Annotated in this window: 16 protein-coding genes; 2 read left to right on the forward strand and 14 right to left on the reverse strand. The window is 57.3% G+C overall.

Annotated features, from left to right (window positions below; genetic code table 11):
* Positions 1-143 precede the first annotated feature (143 nt).
* Positions 144-674, forward strand: coding sequence for a flavodoxin (locus ABU190_RS04135; protein ID WP_039078957.1), 531 nt, complete (start codon positions 144-146; stop codon positions 672-674).
* Between the two features lie 348 nt (positions 675-1,022).
* Here the strand turns inward: ABU190_RS04135 and nifM are convergent, their stop codons facing one another.
* The 14 genes from nifM to nifH all read right to left on the reverse strand — a co-directional run bounded on the left by nifM (position 1,023) and on the right by nifH (position 14,232).
* The gene (nifM, locus tag ABU190_RS04140) at positions 1,023-1,817 is read right to left on the reverse strand and encodes a nitrogen fixation protein NifM (protein ID WP_354690476.1); all 795 of its coding nucleotides are present in this window, start codon (positions 1,815-1,817) and stop codon (positions 1,023-1,025) included.
* Positions 1,814-2,257, reverse strand: a complete 444-nt coding sequence (locus ABU190_RS04145; RefSeq protein WP_354690477.1) for a nitrogen fixation protein NifZ — start codon at positions 2,255-2,257, stop codon at positions 1,814-1,816. Before ABU190_RS04145 ends, nifM begins: the two co-directional genes overlap by 4 nt.
* Complete coding sequence (locus ABU190_RS04150; RefSeq protein ID WP_039079146.1) at positions 2,254-2,511, reverse strand: nitrogenase-stabilizing/protective protein NifW; 258 nt, start codon at positions 2,509-2,511, stop codon at positions 2,254-2,256. Before ABU190_RS04150 ends, ABU190_RS04145 begins: the two co-directional genes overlap by 4 nt.
* A gap of 2 nt (positions 2,512-2,513) precedes the next feature.
* Positions 2,514-3,656 (reverse strand): homocitrate synthase, encoded by a 1,143-nt coding sequence (nifV, locus tag ABU190_RS04155; protein WP_354690478.1) that lies wholly within the window; start codon positions 3,654-3,656, stop codon positions 2,514-2,516.
* 12 nt (positions 3,657-3,668) lie between these two features.
* Positions 3,669-4,871 (reverse strand): cysteine desulfurase NifS, encoded by a 1,203-nt coding sequence (gene nifS, locus ABU190_RS04160; protein ID WP_354690479.1) that lies wholly within the window; start codon positions 4,869-4,871, stop codon positions 3,669-3,671.
* Between the two features lie 34 nt (positions 4,872-4,905).
* Positions 4,906-5,733, reverse strand: a complete 828-nt coding sequence (nifU, locus tag ABU190_RS04165) for a Fe-S cluster assembly protein NifU (protein ID WP_354690480.1) — start codon at positions 5,731-5,733, stop codon at positions 4,906-4,908.
* A 198-nt stretch (positions 5,734-5,931) separates the two neighbouring features.
* Positions 5,932-6,396 carry a NifB/NifX family molybdenum-iron cluster-binding protein gene (locus ABU190_RS04170; protein ID WP_039078963.1) on the reverse strand — a complete coding sequence of 155 codons (465 nt, stop codon included), beginning with the start codon at positions 6,394-6,396 and terminating at the stop codon, positions 5,932-5,934.
* Entirely contained in the window at positions 6,383-7,765 is a 1,383-nt protein-coding gene (gene nifN / locus ABU190_RS04175) for a nitrogenase iron-molybdenum cofactor biosynthesis protein NifN (RefSeq protein ID WP_271850509.1), read from the reverse strand. The genes ABU190_RS04170 and nifN overlap by 14 nt, the downstream gene beginning before the upstream one ends.
* Before the next feature lie 10 nt (positions 7,766-7,775).
* The gene (gene nifE / locus ABU190_RS04180) at positions 7,776-9,149 is read right to left on the reverse strand and encodes a nitrogenase iron-molybdenum cofactor biosynthesis protein NifE (protein WP_125124636.1); all 1,374 of its coding nucleotides are present in this window, start codon (positions 9,147-9,149) and stop codon (positions 7,776-7,778) included.
* A 177-nt stretch (positions 9,150-9,326) separates the two neighbouring features.
* Positions 9,327-9,986: a NifB/NifX family molybdenum-iron cluster-binding protein gene (locus ABU190_RS04185; RefSeq protein WP_039078966.1), complete on the reverse strand. Its 660-nt coding sequence runs from the start codon at positions 9,984-9,986 to the stop codon at positions 9,327-9,329.
* 10 nt (positions 9,987-9,996) lie between these two features.
* Positions 9,997-10,215 (reverse strand): putative nitrogen fixation protein NifT, encoded by a 219-nt coding sequence (nifT, locus tag ABU190_RS04190; RefSeq protein ID WP_039078967.1) that lies wholly within the window; start codon positions 10,213-10,215, stop codon positions 9,997-9,999.
* A 43-nt stretch (positions 10,216-10,258) separates the two neighbouring features.
* Positions 10,259-11,821, reverse strand: coding sequence for a nitrogenase molybdenum-iron protein subunit beta (nifK, locus tag ABU190_RS04195; RefSeq protein WP_354690481.1), 1,563 nt, complete (start codon positions 11,819-11,821; stop codon positions 10,259-10,261).
* A 55-nt stretch (positions 11,822-11,876) separates the two neighbouring features.
* Positions 11,877-13,325, reverse strand: coding sequence for a nitrogenase molybdenum-iron protein alpha chain (gene nifD, locus ABU190_RS04200; RefSeq protein ID WP_354690482.1), 1,449 nt, complete (start codon positions 13,323-13,325; stop codon positions 11,877-11,879).
* A gap of 25 nt (positions 13,326-13,350) precedes the next feature.
* Positions 13,351-14,232, reverse strand: coding sequence for a nitrogenase iron protein (nifH, locus tag ABU190_RS04205; protein ID WP_039078970.1), 882 nt, complete (start codon positions 14,230-14,232; stop codon positions 13,351-13,353).
* 414 nt (positions 14,233-14,646) lie between these two features.
* On the opposite strand from nifH, the gene nifJ reads away from it, so the two are divergent.
* Positions 14,647-18,159 (forward strand): pyruvate:ferredoxin (flavodoxin) oxidoreductase, encoded by a 3,513-nt coding sequence (nifJ, locus tag ABU190_RS04210; protein ID WP_354690483.1) that lies wholly within the window; start codon positions 14,647-14,649, stop codon positions 18,157-18,159.
* Positions 18,160-18,319 lie beyond the last annotated feature (160 nt).

Raw genomic sequence — 18,319 nt, forward strand, 5'->3', positions numbered from 1 at the left:
CGGCGTTTGCACAAAAAAGAGTCATTTTTTCACCCATTTCAGTGCACAGAAGGCCTTAAAAAAACCTGGCACAGCCTTCGCAACAGGAGAAGGGATATCCGCCGTTTGCAGGCGGCCTTATTCTTTCTCAACAGGAGCGCGACATGGCTAACATTGGTATTTTTTTTGGCAGTGACACGGGAAAAACCCGCAAAATCGCCAAACTGATCCAGCAAAAACTGGGGGATGTGGCGGATGCGCCGGTCAATATTAACCGCACGTCGCTGGAGACGTTTTTGTCGTACCCGGTGCTGGTTCTCGGTACGCCAACGCTGGGGGACGGGCAGTTGCCAGGGCTTGCCGCCGGGTGTGAAAATGAATCCTGGGGGGAGTTTATCGATCAACTGGCTGATGCCAATCTGAGCGGTAAAATTGTTGCCTTATTTGGGCTTGGCGATCAGCAGGGATATCCGGATAACTTTGCCAGCGCGTTGCGCCCCCTCTATGACGCGGTGGTGGGCAGTGGCGCGCAGGTTGTCGGTGAGTGGCCAGGCGACGGGTATGACTTCTCCTTTTCCGCCGCACTTGAGGCCGGGAAGTTTGTCGGGCTGGTGTTGGATCAGGATAATCAGTTTGATTTAACAGAGGAGCGGGTAGCGTCGTGGCTGGAGCAGATTAAGCCGCAGATCCTGTAAGCGGTTTTCTCCCTCTCCCCCGGGGTGAGGAACCCCCACAAAAATGCGAGCACGAACGGTCCCCTCTCCCTGTGGGAGAGGGCCAGGGTGAGGGGGAAAATGCGGCTCGGGAGGTGGGTTCCGTTCACCTTATGTTCCTTGCTTTTCTGTCGCGACAGAACTCGTGAACGTGCCAGGGGGGCACAAAGATGTCGCTGTGGTTGTCATGCGGGAAAACGAGTTAGCCGTGGCTAAAAAGGTTGAAGACGTTCACAGTATCTACGGGTTCGGTGCCAGGTAGCCCGGCTAAGCGCAGCGCCAGCCGGGTCAGGGTTCTTTAAAAACGCGCAAACTCAGAAACCAGCGCACTCAATCCGTCATCCCGGCCATCAACTGCTTTAACCAGGTCTGTTGCCGCTGCTGCTGATGCTGGCGCCATAAAAACGCCCGTGCTTTTTCCAGCGCCTCTGTTTGTGGCAACGCCTGAGGCGCGCGAATACGTTCACACCAGACAAGATGCCAGCCCAGCTCCGTTTCCACCGGCGCGGCGATACCATTTTCCGGCAAGGCAAACAGGGCGGATTCAAGCGCGGGATACAGCAAACCGCGACTGATCCAGCCTAACCGCCCACCTTCTAAGGCACTCGGACAGTGGGAAAAGCGTTTTGCCAGGCGGGGGAATACCTCACGTGCGGCCTGAATGTCCCGGTAAAACTGCATCGCCTGGCGGCGCACACTCTCGCTATCGTCATCAACGGTGAGCAGCAGATGGTGGGTTAACCGCTGCTCCGGGCGTCTGAATTTTTCCTGATTACGCTGATACCAGGCGAGCACCGTCAGATCATCAGGTTTAGGTGCCTGCTCGATGATCCGCGCAAATTGCAGTTCCATCAGCGCATGATGACGCACCACCGCCAGGCGCTCTTCACCGCTAAGCGCACTCTCAGCGAGTAACTCTGCGAGCGACGATCCAATGCGCTGTAACAGGTCGTCGGTGACCGGTAAATCACGGGCCTGCTGAACGACAGTCTGTTCCAGAAAACGCTGTCGACGCCACGCCTGTTCAAAGGCCGCTTTTTCACCGGCGGGAATTTCCTGCGGCTCGCACTTCCAGCGGCTCTTCGCCAGACGCCGCCGACCGAATTGCTCCCAGGCTGTACTCATGCAATCTCCTCCGCTAAGCGCAGGACGCTGGCGGGAACCTGAAACCAGCGCCCGGAAAAGGTGACAGTGTAACTGTTGCCGTCATGCCCCTGATCGGTAGCTTCGATTTGACCCATTGCGCCAGCGCTGACCACCACCGCGCCATTGACCGAAAGGGGCTGTAAGGCGGTCACAGGATCGCCGAATTGCAGCATCCCGGCATCCCAGGGCTGGCTTGCCGGGATCAGTTCCTGCGCACGGCAGCCAACCACGATGTCACCGTCGAGGAAGTGGATCTGGTAGATAATCTGATCCTGCAAAAACACGCCCCATTCCCGAACAAACCCGGTACTGCCACGCCGAACCAGCAACTGGCCGCGTGTATAGCCGGGCATGGTGCCGTCATTACGAATGGCCCGCGTCACACGCACCTCATCGCCAAAGTTAAAGGTCGGAGTCATTGCCCACCTCCGCTAATCTGTTGCTGGTAGCTCTCTGCCAGCAGCCGCCGGGCCAGCAGCCACGGCGCGCGTGTGTCCTCTTCCAGCAGATTATGCAGCGGGACGTTGTCGCGCAGTTTATGGTGAAAGGCTTTCAGCACGAGCAGGCAGCGGCTTCGCAACACGGCGGGCTCATACGGGACGGAAAAAAAATCAAAGAAGGATTCAGCGCTCTCCAGCTCATCGACACCGGGAATCTGATAAAACCACTGCATATTCATCCTCCCACCTGGCGTATCGGCTCACCGCATAACTCATCGTAAATGGCGATCAGTTCATAATCTTTCGGGGTACGCTTCCAGCTCTCCGCAAAGCGGCGAATGGCCGGAAGCAGTACATCGATTTGCAGCGCGTTAAGGGGATACCCCATACGCGCAAAGACGCCGTCCACCGCCTGGCGGCCAGAGTGTTTTCCCAGTACCAGACGATATTCCCGGCCCATCAGTGCCGGATCAATCGCCTGATAACTCTCTCTGTCCTGCAACAAGGCGGCGACATGCACCCCGGATTCATGGGTAAAGACCTGTTCGCCAACCAGCGGTTGTTGCGCGTCGATAGGGCGCTGGGCGGCCTCGGCAACCGTCTGGCAGAGGGCGGGCAACTGGCTAAAATCGACGCCGCTCTCAAGCGCCAGGCAACGATGCACACCGAGAGCGACCGTCTCCAGTGCGGCATTCCCCGCGCGTTCACCCAGCCCCAGCACGGTGGTATTCACGCTGGTTGCCCCGGCGCGGATGGCCGCCAGCGTATTGGCGGTGGCCAGCCCCAGGTCGTTATGGGCATGCATCTCGATGTCACCGTTCCAGTAGCGCCGTAGCGAACGGATAGACGCGTCCGTCGCGAACGGGTCCAGCAGCCCTAGCGTATCGGCAAAACGTAAACGCAGCGCGCCTGCCCGCTGTGCGACACGTGCTATCTGGCGAAGCGTGTCGTCATCCGCGCGCGACGCATCTTCACAGCCGACGCAGACCGCCAGCCCCAGCGTGCGCGCCATACCGATAAAACTCTCCAGCCGGTCAAGCAGCACCGCCAGCGGTTCACGCAATTTGTACTGACGCAGTTTGTCGGACGCCGGAATCGAAATATCTACCCAGTCCATGCCCAGCTCGGCACTCTGGCGGATATCCCCGGCGTTCATGCGACACCAGGACATCAGTGTCGCATCCGGTAAATGGCGACGAACAAGCTGAATACGGGTGCGCTCTTCGTCACCCATTGCCGGTGTTCCCACCTCAAGCGCCGTAACGCCTGCGGCAAACAGCGCCTCGGCGATAGCGACTTTCTCACTGGCGCGAAACGCCACCCCAGGACTTTGTTCGCCGTCGCGCAGCGTTGTGTCATTAATCAGCACACTGGCCATAGCCGCCTCCGTTTAGCCGTAAACCGGCGCAAATGAGGACGTCGCCGGGAGCGGTTTACCGTCCTGCCAGTAAGGGGAGAGCATCCGCAGCCGGGCGATAATCGGCGGCAACGTGGCGATGACGTAATCAATCTCTTTTTCCCGCGTGTAGCGCGACAGGGAGAAGCGAATGCTGCCATGAGCGGCGGTATAGGGAATGTTCATTGCGCGCATCACATGCGACGGTTCAAGAGAGCCTGACGTGCAGGCACTGCCGCTGGATGCGGCGATCCCCGCCTGGTTGAGCAGTAACAAAATGGCTTCGCCTTCAATAAACTCGAACGCCAGATTCGCGGTCCCCGGCACCCGTGGCTGTTTGCCGCCCATGACCATCACCGACGGCACGCTAGTGACCAGCTCGTCCTGCAAATAGTCGCGGAGACGGGCAATTTCGCCCATACCGGGCAGATGAACCTGTGCCAGTTCACACGCGCTGCCCATGCCGACAATCCCGGCAATATTTTCCGTACCGGCGCGCCGTCCTCGCTCCTGATGGCCGCCACGCAGCAGCGGACGAAAACGCGTGCCGCGGCGCAAATAGAGGCAGCCGACGCCTTTCGGGCCGTGCAGTTTATGCGCGGAACAGGAGAGCATGTCGATAGCGGTTTTACCGACCGCCAGCGGAATTTTCCCTACCGCCTGAACCGCGTCACAGTGGAACAGCGCGCCGTATTCATGGGCCAGCTCCGCCATCTCTGCCACCGGGAAAATCACCCCGGTTTCGTTGTTGGCCCACATCACGCTGACCACCGCCACCCGGTGGCTGAGCGCCTGGCGGTACTGCGCCATATCGAGCGCACCCTCGGCATTGACCGCAATACGGTGGATCAGATAACCCTGGCGCTCCAGGTGTTCGCAGACCGCCAGGGTCGCCGGGTGTTCCACCGTGGTGGTAATGATTTCACGGCGTTCCGGCAGCAGTTCAATGCAGGCATGCAGCGCCGTCGAGGTCGCTTCCGTGGCGCAGGAGGTAAAAATGATTTCACTGGCGTGATCGGCGCCAAGCAGGGCGGCGACCTGTTGATGCGCACGCTCCAGCGCCCCGCGCGAGGGCAGACCAAAGTCATGAATCGAGGAAGGGTTGCCGTAGTGTTCGGTCAAAAACGGCATCATCGCCTCCAGCACCATCGGGTCGATACGGGTGGTGGCGTTATTATCCAGATAAACCTGTTTCATCTTTATTCCCCCATAACGGATAGTGAGGTGTGGCTTACGCTGCCACGACTTCCATAAAACAGCCGGTACGTTCCATTAATTTCTGCTGCAGCCAGGCCAGCGTCATATCGGTCATCATGCAGCCGCTACAGCTACCGGAAAGGCTGACGGTCACTTTGTGATTCGCGACATTAACCAGCGACATATCCCCGCCGTCGGCCTGGATGTGCGGGCGCAGTTCGGTAATGGCGTCGATCACCTCTTGCCAGTGCGGATCTTTTGTCGCCTCCACCGCGACAGCCGGAGCCGCCTGCTGCTCGGCCAGAATATCTGCCAGCGCCAGTTCGATACTTTCGTGGCAGGATGTGCAGCCGCCGCCCGCTTTGGTGTAGTTGATCACCTCTTCAAGGGTGGTCAGGCCGTTGGTCAATACCGCGCGGCGAATCTGGCCTTCGTCTACGCCAAAGCATTTGCAGATAAGTTTGCCTTCTTCATGATCGTCATCGAGGGTTTCGCCCCGGTAGTTGGCGATCGCCGCACGCAGCGCTTCCTGGCCCATCACTGAGCAGTGCATTTTTTGCGGCGGCAGCCCGTCGAGATAATCGGCGATTTGCTGGTTGGTGACCTGTTCCGCTTCTTGCAGCGTGCGGCCAATGATCAGTTCCGTTAATGCCGACGAAGAGGCGATGGCGCTACCGCAGCCAAAGGTCTGAAAACCGGCCTCCAGGATGGTTTCGCTTTGCGGATCGACCCGCAGCATCAGGCGCAGGGCGTCGCCACAGCTTATCGAACCCACATCGCCAATCGCATTGGCCTCTGCCACCACCCGGGCATTACGGGGATTAAAAAAATGATCTTTCACTTTCTCGGAATAGTTCCACATGCTCTCAGCTCCCAGGATTATGACGGACAGCGCAGGGCGCAATTCACCGCGTTAATCAACAGCGGGTATAAAGATTAAGCAAAAGCAGTACCAGAGCGTAAAAATGATGTTTTTCAGTGAGTTATTAATGTTTCCTCACATAAGCCCACGCGCAATGTCGTGGTTTATGTGAGGTTTGTCGCAGAAACGACACAATCTTTAGCGTTCATCGTCGTCCTGCCACTGACTTTCCAGCAGCAGTTGCGAAAAGCGATTGGGATCGCGAAGCCGCGTGCTTTTGCGCTGTTCTTTGTCATACCAGTAGTGCTGGATTTCCTGTAGCAGGCCGACAATCGGCGTGTCTTCGGGCACGCGAACGGCGCGCACGCCTATTTGCAGCAGTTGCCGAAATACCGTTTCGCCAATCGCCACACAGTAAAGGGTGACGCAATCTTCCAGCGCGCTGATGCGGCTGGTTATCTTCTCGGTTTGATGGCCAGCCAGTACGGTAAAGTCCACGACCCGCAGCAAGGTGACGTCATCTTCTTTGACGCCATACACCACCAGGCGTGGCGTAGCACCAAAGTGCTGATCCACGTGATGGTAATCGGAACTGGCGAAGGCGACTTTCATCGACCATTCACCGGAACAGATAGTGCTGAACTGGCGATTAACATGTTGCATAGCGACCTCCGTCAGCGTCCTGGGCAAATTGCTGGCGCAGGGGGGAGCGGTAGACGGGCAGGTGGTGATGACGTTCGCGCATCAGGTTCGCCAGCTCGAACAGTGTGTCGCGAATGCCGGGGTATCCCTGACGCACGCGGCGAAATTCGCCAAGCCTGTCGAAGATAGGGAACCCGGCGCGGATAAGCGGGATGGAGAATTGTTCGGCCAGGTCTGCGGCATGGGAGTTAGCGACCAGCAGGTCAGCAGGCATATCGCAGAGTAAATCCTGCATGTCTTCCAGATCGCCAATGACCACTTTCTCCACGGGAAGCTGTTGCAGGCCAGGCTGGCTGACCGGCGCCACAACGGGGCCGGGGAGCATGCCCTGGCTACGGGCGAAATCACACCAGCCCGCCAGTAGATCGCCCTCGGCGGCCAGCGCGAGCCGGGCATCCTGCAACCACATATGACAATCGATCATCGCATCCTGCAATTGTCCGCGCTGGCGCTCAATCCAGGCGGGAACCTCGCGCCCGGAAATGATCTTCAGTTGATGAATAAAACGGTCGCAATGTTCCATGGTCATCAGATGGGGAAGCACGATCACCTCGCCACGGCTACGCTGTGCCAGCAGCGATGCCGCACGGGACAGCGACACGCCAATAGCAAACGTGCACAGGCTCTGTCCCATCTGTTCGATAACACGCAGGGGCGTCCCCCCCTGGGTGACCGGCGAAAAATCGCCGCTTGCCAGGTGACCATCCAGCGACTGCGAAAGATCCGGCACGATCACCGGTTGCAGGCCAAAAGCCTCCACGTAGCTGCGCAGCAACTCAACATCACCGGGCGTCAGCAGGTGACTTAACAACAAGTTGACCCGCCGGTTACGCAGGCCGTGCTGAGGCTTTTCCGGCACCCACTGTTCGATGACGCTTTCCACCACCGCACTAAAGCCGTTCTCCAGCGTGCCGTAAAAATCCGGCGTGTTGACCGTCAGGAGGGCGATATTTTTGTGGCGGGGAAAATCCTCACGGAACTGACGTACCACGCGGCTGATATCGCTGCCCTGCGCTTCAGACAGGCCGGTACTCAACAGGACGATGGCTTTCGGGGTGTTGCGCTGGCACAGCGTATTGAGCGCGGTAAGGATATTGCCGTCCGCCCCCATGACCGTTGAGGTGGGGTCCATCGCCGTGGATTGCAGCGGAATAGGGTCATGAAAATGTTGGATAAAAAACACTTTGGCGAACGCGCTGCATCCCTGCGCACCATGCACCAGCGGAATACTGTGCTCAAAGCCGAGGCTCGCCAGAATGGCGCCTAACGGCTGGCCGCTTTTTACCGGGCTTACCGCCAGCGGTTTCTGATTACGGATGATATCTGCCATCTTTCACTCCTTATTGCCACGGCGCGCGGGCGTGTGTTTGCGGCCAGACGGGGCTTTCAATGGTCTGGCAAAGCTGTTGGGCGAGGGTGACGATGCCGCGATAACCCGCAAAGGCGTGTTCGCGCTCCTGGTTGATATCCAGAAACGGCAGCCGCGCTTTGTACGCGGTATACATGTTACGCCCCCCGGCGATCATCAAATCGGCCTGGTAGCGGTACACCACATCCAGCAGGGTGCGGGCATTGCCTTCTTCCAGCATTAGCGCGTCATCGCCCATTAATTCGCGAATACGCTGCTTATCTTCTTCGGTGGATTTGCGGGTGCCGGTCGCCACGACGGTCATCCCTAAATCCTGCAATGCGGAGACCACCGACCAGGATTTCACCCCGCCGGTATAGAGCAGCACTTTGCGCCCCTGTAGCCGTTCGCGCCACGGGGCCAGCGCCTGATTTGCCGTGGCTTCTTCGCGGGCAATAACGGCTTCGGTGCGGGCAATCAGATCGCTGTCGCCAAGCAGGGATGCCAGTTGACGCAGGGCATCGGAGGTGGCACGCACGCCGTAAAAACTGCCCTCAAACCAGGGGGTGCCATAGCGCTGTTCCAGGGTGCGGGCAACATTGATCAGCGCTCTTGAGCAGACCAGCATATTGACCTGTGCGTGGTGCAGGGTCTGGATTTCGCTAAAACGGCCATCCCCGGAAAGGCTGCCCAGCACGCGAATACCCAGCTCATCGAGCAGCGGCTGAACGTGCCAGAACTCTCCGGCGATATTAAATTCGCCAATCAGGCCGATATCGTGGCGGTGTTCCGGCGCGAAGGGGGTATCGTCCGGCCAGGGGGCAGGCGCGCGCCGTCCAATGACCTTGTTAACCATCACTTCACCCGCGAGACGGTTGCCAAGGTTTTTGCTGCCATAGAACCCGGCGGCATCAACGGCAATCACTGGCACGCCGGTGGCGGTTTCCGCCGCCTGACAGACGGCGTCAATATCATCCCCCTCCATCGCCGGAACGCAGGTGTTATAGATAAACACGGCGGCAGGGTGATAACGGTTGACGATATGGCGCACCGCGTGGAAAAGTCGCCGTTCGCCGCGCCCCATGATCACATCCTGTTCATTCAGGTCGGTGGTAAAGCCGAGCCGGTTGAGACTGGGGCCGGAGCTCATACTGCCCCGGTTATCCCAGGAGCTTCCCGTGCAGCCAATCGGTCCGTGGACCAGATGCGCCACATCCGACAGCGGCAGCAGGGTGATTTGCGCGCCGTCGAACGCGCAACCGCCCGCCGTGGCACCGGGTTTAGGGGCGCTACAGCCGGATTTCTGTTTGTGATTGTGTTCGCAGGCGGGTTCATCCAGCAGCGCGAGAATGTCATTTCCCTTCATAGTGACCTCATTGACTTGGTGGGCTGTGCCCAATGTTGCAATTCGCAAGCCAGGAATGAGTTATTGATTTTTAAAGGGAATGCTCTGTCAGGTTTACGACAAAGCAGACAATTGGCGTATTGAGGACAACGGGGAAAGGCCCCCTGCATCCGCAGGTCAGACGCAGGGGATCGGCGATTAAAATACCCGCTCTTCCAGCGGGTTGGCTTTCTCAAGACGTTTTGCCAGCCACGGTGGCAGACGGCCGCTCAGCAGTGCGGTAATGGCATCACACTGGGCAGCAATGGACATCCCTGGCGACACTTTCATCGGGTGGATATTGTGACGAATCAGCCGGGCCGCCGCAGGGCCGCCAATGGCTTCACAAAACAGCAGGTGGCAATCACTCAGGAGCTGCGCGCGAACTTCATTCGGCTCCTGGGTTTGCGGGGCCGAGGGAAGACGGCGTAATGCGTGCAGCCATCCCCCCTGTTCATCGAAGGCGTAGATAAAAAACAGCCGTCCCTGACCAAAATGGCCATTGATCAGCAATCCATCCTGTGAACAAAAGGCTACCCGTAATTGCCCCTGACGAGCGGTGCTTTTTACCTGCAGGTGCGCGGGCAGCGTACCGTGAAGGCACGCGTTAACGCGGCTCCAGCGTGCGGGCGACATCATCGCCGTTTCAGACGGGAAGGTCGCTTCCAGTTCGCGGATATTGAGCTTATCGAGGTACGCCGGGGTTAAGGCGTCGTCGCGCTCTCCTGTCAGCCAGGCCAGGATCTGCGCGGGTTGCAGTTCCGGCAGACACTGAAATAGCGCCAGCATGCGCCAGAAAAGGACATCGTTATCGTTCATCTGACCTCCTTCACAAAAGTGCGCCGCGCGTGGCGCGCAGGCTGATGGGGAAGGTGGGGCGTCCAGGTTGCAGGCTGACGATATACTGGCGTCCCCCCTCCAGAGAAATAGCGCCACCCCAGTTATCCGGGGTGTCATGTTCAATCGCGATGACTTTTGCCTCAAGGTCCTGTTTGGCGATGTAACACCACAGATCCGGCCCGCGCTCACGAAATATCACTATTGGCATCGTTTCCCCCTTGCAGCCCCGCACAAGGCGGGGCGCATTATGGTTAGCGGACAAGGTCGAAGCTGTAGTCCGTTTTGCCCAGTTTGATGGTGTCGCGGTCGACTTTTTCCAGCACGGCGTTGACCAGGGTGGTGACGATATTCATCGCCCCTTCATAACCCCAGGTGGTCTGGCGATGCAGGTGGTGGCGGTCGAACAACGGGAAGCCAAGACGGATCAGCGGAACTTCAAACTGTTCGCCTTTCGCCAGGGTGTCACGCTGGATGAATTTGGCGTACGAGTTGCCGATCATAAAGTCCGGTTTGCGGGTAAACATCAGCGAGCGGAAATGCCACAGATCGCAGTTGATGAACACTTCGCTCTCCTGACCGTAGGGCGATGCCTCAAGCATTTTCTTCATCGCTTTCTGCCAGCGCTTGCTGCCGTTATGACAGAGGATAACCGTCGGCTCGCAGCCCAGTTCAAGCAGGAAACGCGTCAGCCCCATCACAAAATCCGGATCGCCGTAGAGACCGAATTTCTTACCGTGCAGCCAGGTGTGTGAGTCGAGAATCATATCCACCAGGCGCCCACGCTCCAGCGTCAGCTCATCGGCCACCGGTTTGCCGGTTAACTGACTGACTGCCATCAGCAGTTCGTCGGTCCCGGTCAGTCCCATCGGGATGGACACTTCTGTGGCGGGCTGGCCCCAGGACTCCTGCACCACTTTTTTGCTCTTCACCAGATGCCAGGGTTGCAGCAGCAGGGTGTCGATAGCATCGGGGGCGTCGCGCATCTCTTGTTGCGTTGTGCCGCCCGCATACATGCGATAGTGGCCGTCGGCTGGCGTATCTAACACCTCAGACGGGTCAGACAGCAGGCTACAGGGCACCTCCATCTGGGCCATCATGCGTTTGAGCACGCGGTAATTGCCAAGATAGGTTTCAAAACCGGTCACCAGGTTTAGCTTCGCCAGTTTGCCCGGTTGCGCCACGTGATCGGCGGTAAATACCCGGGCGAAACCTTCAAACATGTTGTCCCAGCCGGTGATGTGGCTACCGATAAAACTTGGCGTATGGGCGTAGGGCACCGGAATGGCGGCATCGATAAACCCGTCCTTTTTGGCGTTGGCGATAAAGGCCTGCAGGTCATCGCCGATGACCTCCGCCATACAGGTAGTGGAGACGGCGACAATTTCCGGTTTGTACAGGGCGCTGGCATTTTGCAACCCGGTGTTAAGGTTGTTGTTGCCGCCGAAGACCGCCGCATCCTCTGTCATAGAGTCGGAAACGCAAGCGATCGGCTCTTTAAAATGACGGTTAAAATAGGTGCGGAAATAGGCCACACAGCCCTGGGAACCGTGCACATAAGGCAGCGTATTGGCAAAACCCAGCGAGCAGAGTACCGATCCTAAAGGCTGGCAGGCCTTTGCCGGATCGACAGTTAACGCTTCACGCTTAAAGTTCAGCGCTTCGTACTCCGCCGTGGTGGTCCATTCAAAAACCTCTTGCACGCGTTGCGGGTCGTGCGCCTCTTCCAGACCGCGCTTATTGCGAAACAGCGTCTGGTATTCGTCCTGTTCAAACAGCGGATGACAGGTGACAATTTTCTCAGCAGTTTGGCTCATGATGTTCTCCTCCCGCGCCACAAATCGGTGAACAAACGGGATGTCAGGATAGTATTCAGGCTGATTTCAGCCAGGGTGCGGTCAACTCGCCCCAGGCGGGATTGTTGAGCGTCATGTCCATATCGCGGGCAAAGATGGCAAAGCCGTCATAGCCGTGATACGGGCCGGAGTAATCCCAGGAGTGCATCTGGCGAAACGGTACCCCCATTTTCTGGAAAATGTATTTTTCCTTGATGCCTGAGCCAATGAGGTCCGGCTTAATCGCCTTCACAAAGGCTTCCAGTTCATAACTGCTGGCATCATCGAACAACAGCGTGCCCTCTTTGAGGTCCGGCAGGGTGCGGTCGTAATCGTCGTTATGGGCAAATTCATACCCGGCGGCGACAATCTCCATGCCCAAATCCTCATACGCGCCAATCACGTGGCGAGGACGCAGGCCACCCATATAGAGCAGCACCTTGCGGCCTTCGAGACGCGGGCGGTATTTAGCGATAATCGCGTCGTTCTGTGCCTGATATTTGGCGATCACCGCTTCCGCATTGGCGCGGATGGTGTCGTCAAATTGATCGGCGATCTTACGCAGCGATTCGGCGATTTTGGTCGGGCCGAAGAAGTTGTACTCCATCCACGGGATACCGTGTTTCTCTTCCATATGGCGAGAGATGTAGTTCATAGAGCGGTAGCAGTGCACCAGGTTCAGCTTGACGAACGGGGTGTTTTCCATCTCTACCAGCGTGCCGTCACCGGACCACTGCGCCACCACGCGTAACCCCATCTCTTCAAGCAGAATGCGCGACGCCCAGGCATCCCCCCCGATGTTGTAATCGCCGATGATGGCCACGTCATAGGGGGTGGATTCGAAGGGCTTCCCTTCGTGGTTATCCAGCACCCAGTCGCGGATCACGTCGTTGGCGATATGGTGACCGAGCGACTGCGACACGCCGCGAAAGCCTTCGCAACGCACCGGGATAACCGGCTTGTTGAGCGCTTTTTTACTGGCATTCGCCACCGCTTCGATATCGTCACCGATTAAGCCAACCGGGCATTCCGACTGAATGGAGATGCCTTTGGTCAGCGGGAACAGTTCCTCCATCTCCTCAATCAGTTTGGTGAGCTTTTTATCGCCGCCGAAGACGATATCGCGCTCCTGAAAATCAGAGGTAAAGTTCAGCGTCCCGAAGGAATCAACGCCGCTGACCCCGGTGTAGTAGTTGCGCCGCCCGGCACGGGAGTACTGCCCACAGCCGATCGGGCCGTGGGAGATGTGGGCCATATCTTTAATCGGCCCAAAAACCACGCCTTTCGATCCGGCGTAGGAGCAGCCGCGGACAGTCATCACACCCGGCTGCGATTTGCGGTTAGAGATGATGCATTTCCCGACGCTTTCCATCTCCGGGTCGGTCACCATCATGTGCTTTCTGCGTTCTTTGCGCGTTTTTTCGGGAAAGATCTCCAGCACTTCCTGGATAATTTCCAGATTACGTTCGCCTGTTGCATTGCTCATAACTGTGTTCCTGTTACAAGGCGGCTCAGGCCGCGTTTTCTTCGGCGGCGGTTTTACCGATGATGCTGGCGTCTTCCACATCCATAATGCCGAATTCCATCAGCAGCTCTTCCAGTTCATCCATAGTGCAAGGGGTCGGGACGACCATCAGGGTGTTGTTGACGATCTTGTTCGCCAGCGCGCGGTATTCGTCGGCCTGGTTGCATTTCGGGTCATATTCGATAACCGTCATACGGCGAATTTCCGCGCGCTGGACGATGTTGTCGCGTGGCACAAAGTGAATCATCTGGGTGCCCAGTTTTTCTGCCAGCGCGATGATCAGTTCATCTTCGCGGTCGGTCTGACGAGAGTTACAAATCAGCCCGCCCAGGCGCACCTTGCCGGATTTAGCGTATTTCACGATGCCTTTGGAGATGTTGTTAGCGGCATACATTGCCATCATTTCCCCGGAGCAGACGATATAGATCTCTTGCGCTTTGTTTTCACGAATCGGCATGGCGAACCCGCCGCAGACCACGTCACCGAGGACGTCATAGAAGACAAAGTCGAGGTCGCTGACATAGGCGCCTTCTTCTTCAAGGAAGTTAATGGCGGTAATAACGCCGCGGCCTGCACAACCCACGCCTGGCTCCGGGCCGCCGGATTCTGCACAACGCACGCCGCCGTAACCGATTTGCAGCACATCTTCCAGTTCAAGGTCTTCCACTGAACCCACTTCGGCGGCCATCTCCATAATGGTGTTCTGCGCTTTCGCATGCAGGATCAGACGGGTGGAGTCCGCTTTCGGGTCGCAGCCGACGATCATCACTTTTTTACCCATTTCCGCGAGAGCGGCGACGAGGTTTTGCGTGGTGGTGGATTTGCCGATCCCACCTTTGCCATAAATGGCGCATTGACGCATGGTCATGGTGTGTTCTCCTGTTTGTGTGTTTGCCCATTAACCAGTGCAGGGAACATACCAGCCGTGCCAGAACCTATAATTGATTGTATTTATTGATTTTTATATTTATCGCCTCTATGGGTGGCAAAACAAACACTGAACAATATGCAGACCAATTGTTGGAAACAGGACAATTCGCCGCCGCACCCGCCGCTGCCGTAGCGGCGCTGACACTTTGTTAGCTGTTCAACAGGATGTCGGACTGCCTGTCTTATTCCGCGCAATGTCGGAAGACTCACAAGTCAGTGCTTTTAGTTAATACCTTGAATTTGAACGCAGATATTGCGTTTTCCCGATATGGCACAGGCTGTGCAATGCAGGGGTACTACGGTTTGCCGTCAGCGGGCGGCGACTTTGCCTCTCACATTCGAGGAACGAGAAATGTCCGGAAAGATGAAAACGATGGATGGCAACGCTGCGGCGGCCTGGATCTCCTATGCCTTTACTGATGTTGCGGCGATTTATCCCATCACCCCCTCAACACCGATGGCGGAAAACGTCGACGAATGGACGGCACAGGGTAAGAAAAACCTGTTTGGTCAACCGGTGCGTCTGATGGAGATGCAGTCAGAAGCCGGTGCGGCAGGGGCCGTACACGGCGCATTGCAGGCGGGAGCGCTGACCACAACCTATACCGCGTCACAGGGATTGCTGTTGATGATCCCCAATCTGTACAAGATTGCGGGCGAGCTGTTGCCGGGGGTGTTTCATGTCAGCGCCAGAGCGCTGGCGACCAACTCGCTGAATATCTTCGGCGATCATCAGGATGTCATGGCCGTGCGCCAGACCGGCTGCGCGATGCTGGCGGAAAACAATGTCCAGCAGGTGATGGATCTGTCGGCGGTGGCGCACCTCGCCGCGATTAAAGGCCGCGTGCCCTTTATCAACTTCTTTGACGGCTTTCGTACCTCGCATGAAATCCAGAAAATTGAGGTGCTGGAACATGAAGAGCTGGCGCCGTTATTGGATCAGGAGGCGCTCAATCAGTTTCGCCGTAATGCCTTAAACCCGGATCACCCGGTCATTCGCGGCACGGCGCAGAACCCGGATATCTACTTTCAGGAACGCGAGGCCTCCAACCGCTTTTATCAGGCGCTGCCGGAGATTGTCGAAGGGTATATGGCGGAGATTTACCGTATCACCGGGCGCGAATACCACCTGTTCGATTACTACGGTTCGCCGGATGCTGAGCAAATCATTATTGCGATGGGGTCAGTGTGCGACACCATCCAGGAGGTGGTGGATGCGATGATCGACAGCGGTGAAAAAGTCGGCCTGGTTTCCGTGCATCTGTTCCGGCCTTTCTCGCTGGCCCATTTTATGGCGAAGATCCCCGCCAGCGTGAAGCGCATTGCCGTGCTCGACCGCACCAAAGAGCCGGGCGCCCAGGCGGAACCACTGTGTCTGGATGTCAAAAATGCCTTTTATCATCACGAAAACCCACCGCTGATTGTTGGTGGCCGCTATGCGCTGGGCGGTAAAGATGTTCTGCCAGGCCACATTGTTTCTGTGTTCGAAAACCTGAAAAAACCGCTGCCGATGGATGGTTTTACGGTGGGGATTTTTGACGATGTTACCCACACCTCGCTGCCGGTACCGGTTTATGACATTCACGTCTCCCGTGAAGGTATCACCGCCTGTAAATTCTGGGGGCTGGGTTCCGATGGTACGGTCAGCGCCAATAAGAACGCCATCAAAATTATCGGTGATAACACGCCGATGTTCGCGCAGGCCTATTTTGCCTACGATTCGAAAAAATCCGGTGGGATAACCCTGTCGCATCTGCGCTTTGGTAAGCGCCCGATCACTTCGCCGTATCTGATTCATAACGCGGATTTTATTGCCTGTTCACAGCAATCTTATGTCGATAAATATGATCTTCTTGATGGCATCAATCCGGGCGGGATTTTCCTGCTCAACTGCACCTGGTTTGGCGAAGAGGTGGAGCGCCATCTGCCCAATAAAATGAAGCGCATTATTGCCCGCCAGGGGGTGCGGTTTTATACCCTGAACGCGGTCGATATCGCACGTAAACTCGGCCTCGGCGGGCGTTTTAATATGCTGATGCAGGCGGCCTTTTTTAAACTGACCGACATTATTGATGCCAAAACCGCCTCGGCGCACCTTAAGAAAGCGGTGGCAAAATCCTATGGCAGCAAAGGGCAGAACGTGGTGGATATGAACAATGCCGCTATCGATCTGGGGATGGATGCGCTGCAGGAGATTATCGTTCCCGACCACTGGGCGTATACAGAAGAGGAGGAGAAAGAGGACGGCAAACTGATGCCGGACTTTATTCGCAATATCCTTGAGCCGATGAACCGCCAGAACGGCGACAGACTGCCCGTCAGCGCTTTTCTGGGTATGGAAGACGGGACATTCCCGCCCGGCACCGCCGCCTGGGAGAAGCGCGGTATCGCCATGCAGGTGCCGGTCTGGCAGCCTGAAGGCTGTACCCAGTGTAACCAGTGCGCCTTTATCTGCCCGCACGCGGCCATTCGCCCGGCGCTGTTGAGCAGTGAAGAGCGCGAAGTGGCCCCTGCTGCGTTACTGAGCAAGCCCGCGCAGGGGGCCAAACACTATGAATATCATCTGGCTATCTCGCCGCTCGACTGCTCTGGCTGCGGCAACTGCGTGGATATTTGCCCGTCGAAAGGCAAAGCCCTGGCGATGCAACCCCTCGACAGCCAGCGCCCGATGATCCCGGTGTGGGATCACGCGCTGGCCTTGACGCCCAAAGAGAACCCATTCAGCAAAGCCACGGTCAAAGGCTGTCAGTTCGAAACCCCGTTACTGGAGTTCTCCGGCGCCTGCGCAGGGTGCGGCGAAACCCCGTACGCGCGCCTGATTACTCAGCTTTTCGGCGACCGGATGATGATTGCCAACGCCACGGGCTGTTCGTCTATCTGGGGGGCCAGCGCACCGTCCATCCCATGGACCACAAACCACAAAGGCCAGGGGCCGGCCTGGGCAAATTCACTGTTTGAAGATAACGCCGAGTTTGGTCTGGGGATGATGTTGGGAGGCCGCGCCATCCGTGAACAACTGGCCAGTGATGCGGCCAGCGTGCTGGAAAAACCGCTGCATCCTGATTTGCAGCAGGCGCTGCGCGACTGGCTGGAGAACAAAGATCTCGGTGAAGGTACCCGCGCGCGGGCGGAAAAACTGAGCGCGCTGCTGGCGGCTGAAAAGGGCGACGATGACCTGCTTAATCGCCTGTATCAAAATCAGGACTACTTCACCAAGCGCTCGCAGTGGATCTTCGGTGGGGACGGCTGGGCCTATGACATTGGCTTTGGCGGCCTCGACCATGTGCTGGCCTCCGGTGAGGATGTGAATATTCTGGTGTTTGATACCGAGGTCTATTCCAATACCGGCGGCCAGTCATCGAAATCCACGCCGGTGGCTGCCATTGCCAAGTTCGCCGCCGAAGGCAAACGGACGCGCAAAAAAGATCTGGGAATGATGGCCGTCAGCTATGGCAATGTGTATGTCGCCCAGGTGGCGATGGGGGCCGATAAAGCCCAGACGCTACGCGCCATTGCCGAAGCCGAAGCCTGGCCGGGACCGTCGCTGGTGATTGCCTACGCGGCCTGTATTAACCATGGGCTGAAAGCGGGGATGGGGCGCAGTATCAGCGAGGCGAAGCGCGCGGTAGAGGCCGGATACTGGCACCTCTGGCGCTATAATCCGCAACTGCTGGCGAAAGGGAAAAACCCGTTTATTCTCGATTCGGAAGAGCCGGAAGAGAGTTTCCGTGACTTCCTGATGGGGGAAGTGCGTTATGCCTCGCTGGGACGTACCTCGCCGGAGATCGCCGATACGCTGTTTACGCAGACCGAGCAGGATGCCAAAGACCGCTACGCCCAGTACAAGCGTCTGGCCGGCGAGTAAGAGAAGCGGCCCGGCAGCCTATGGTTTGCCGGGTTGATAAAGATAAAAAGCGATTACACTTAAGTTTTGTATTTCGAGAATCGAAAAAAAGAGTCCTAAAATCTTGTGATTTTTTATATTAATGGCTAAATATAGGAGGTTTTATTTAATAACTTGCTAT

It is taken from the genome of Phytobacter sp. RSE-02, assembly GCF_040578655.1.
Classification (GTDB): Bacteria; Pseudomonadota; Gammaproteobacteria; order Enterobacterales; family Enterobacteriaceae; genus Phytobacter; species Phytobacter diazotrophicus.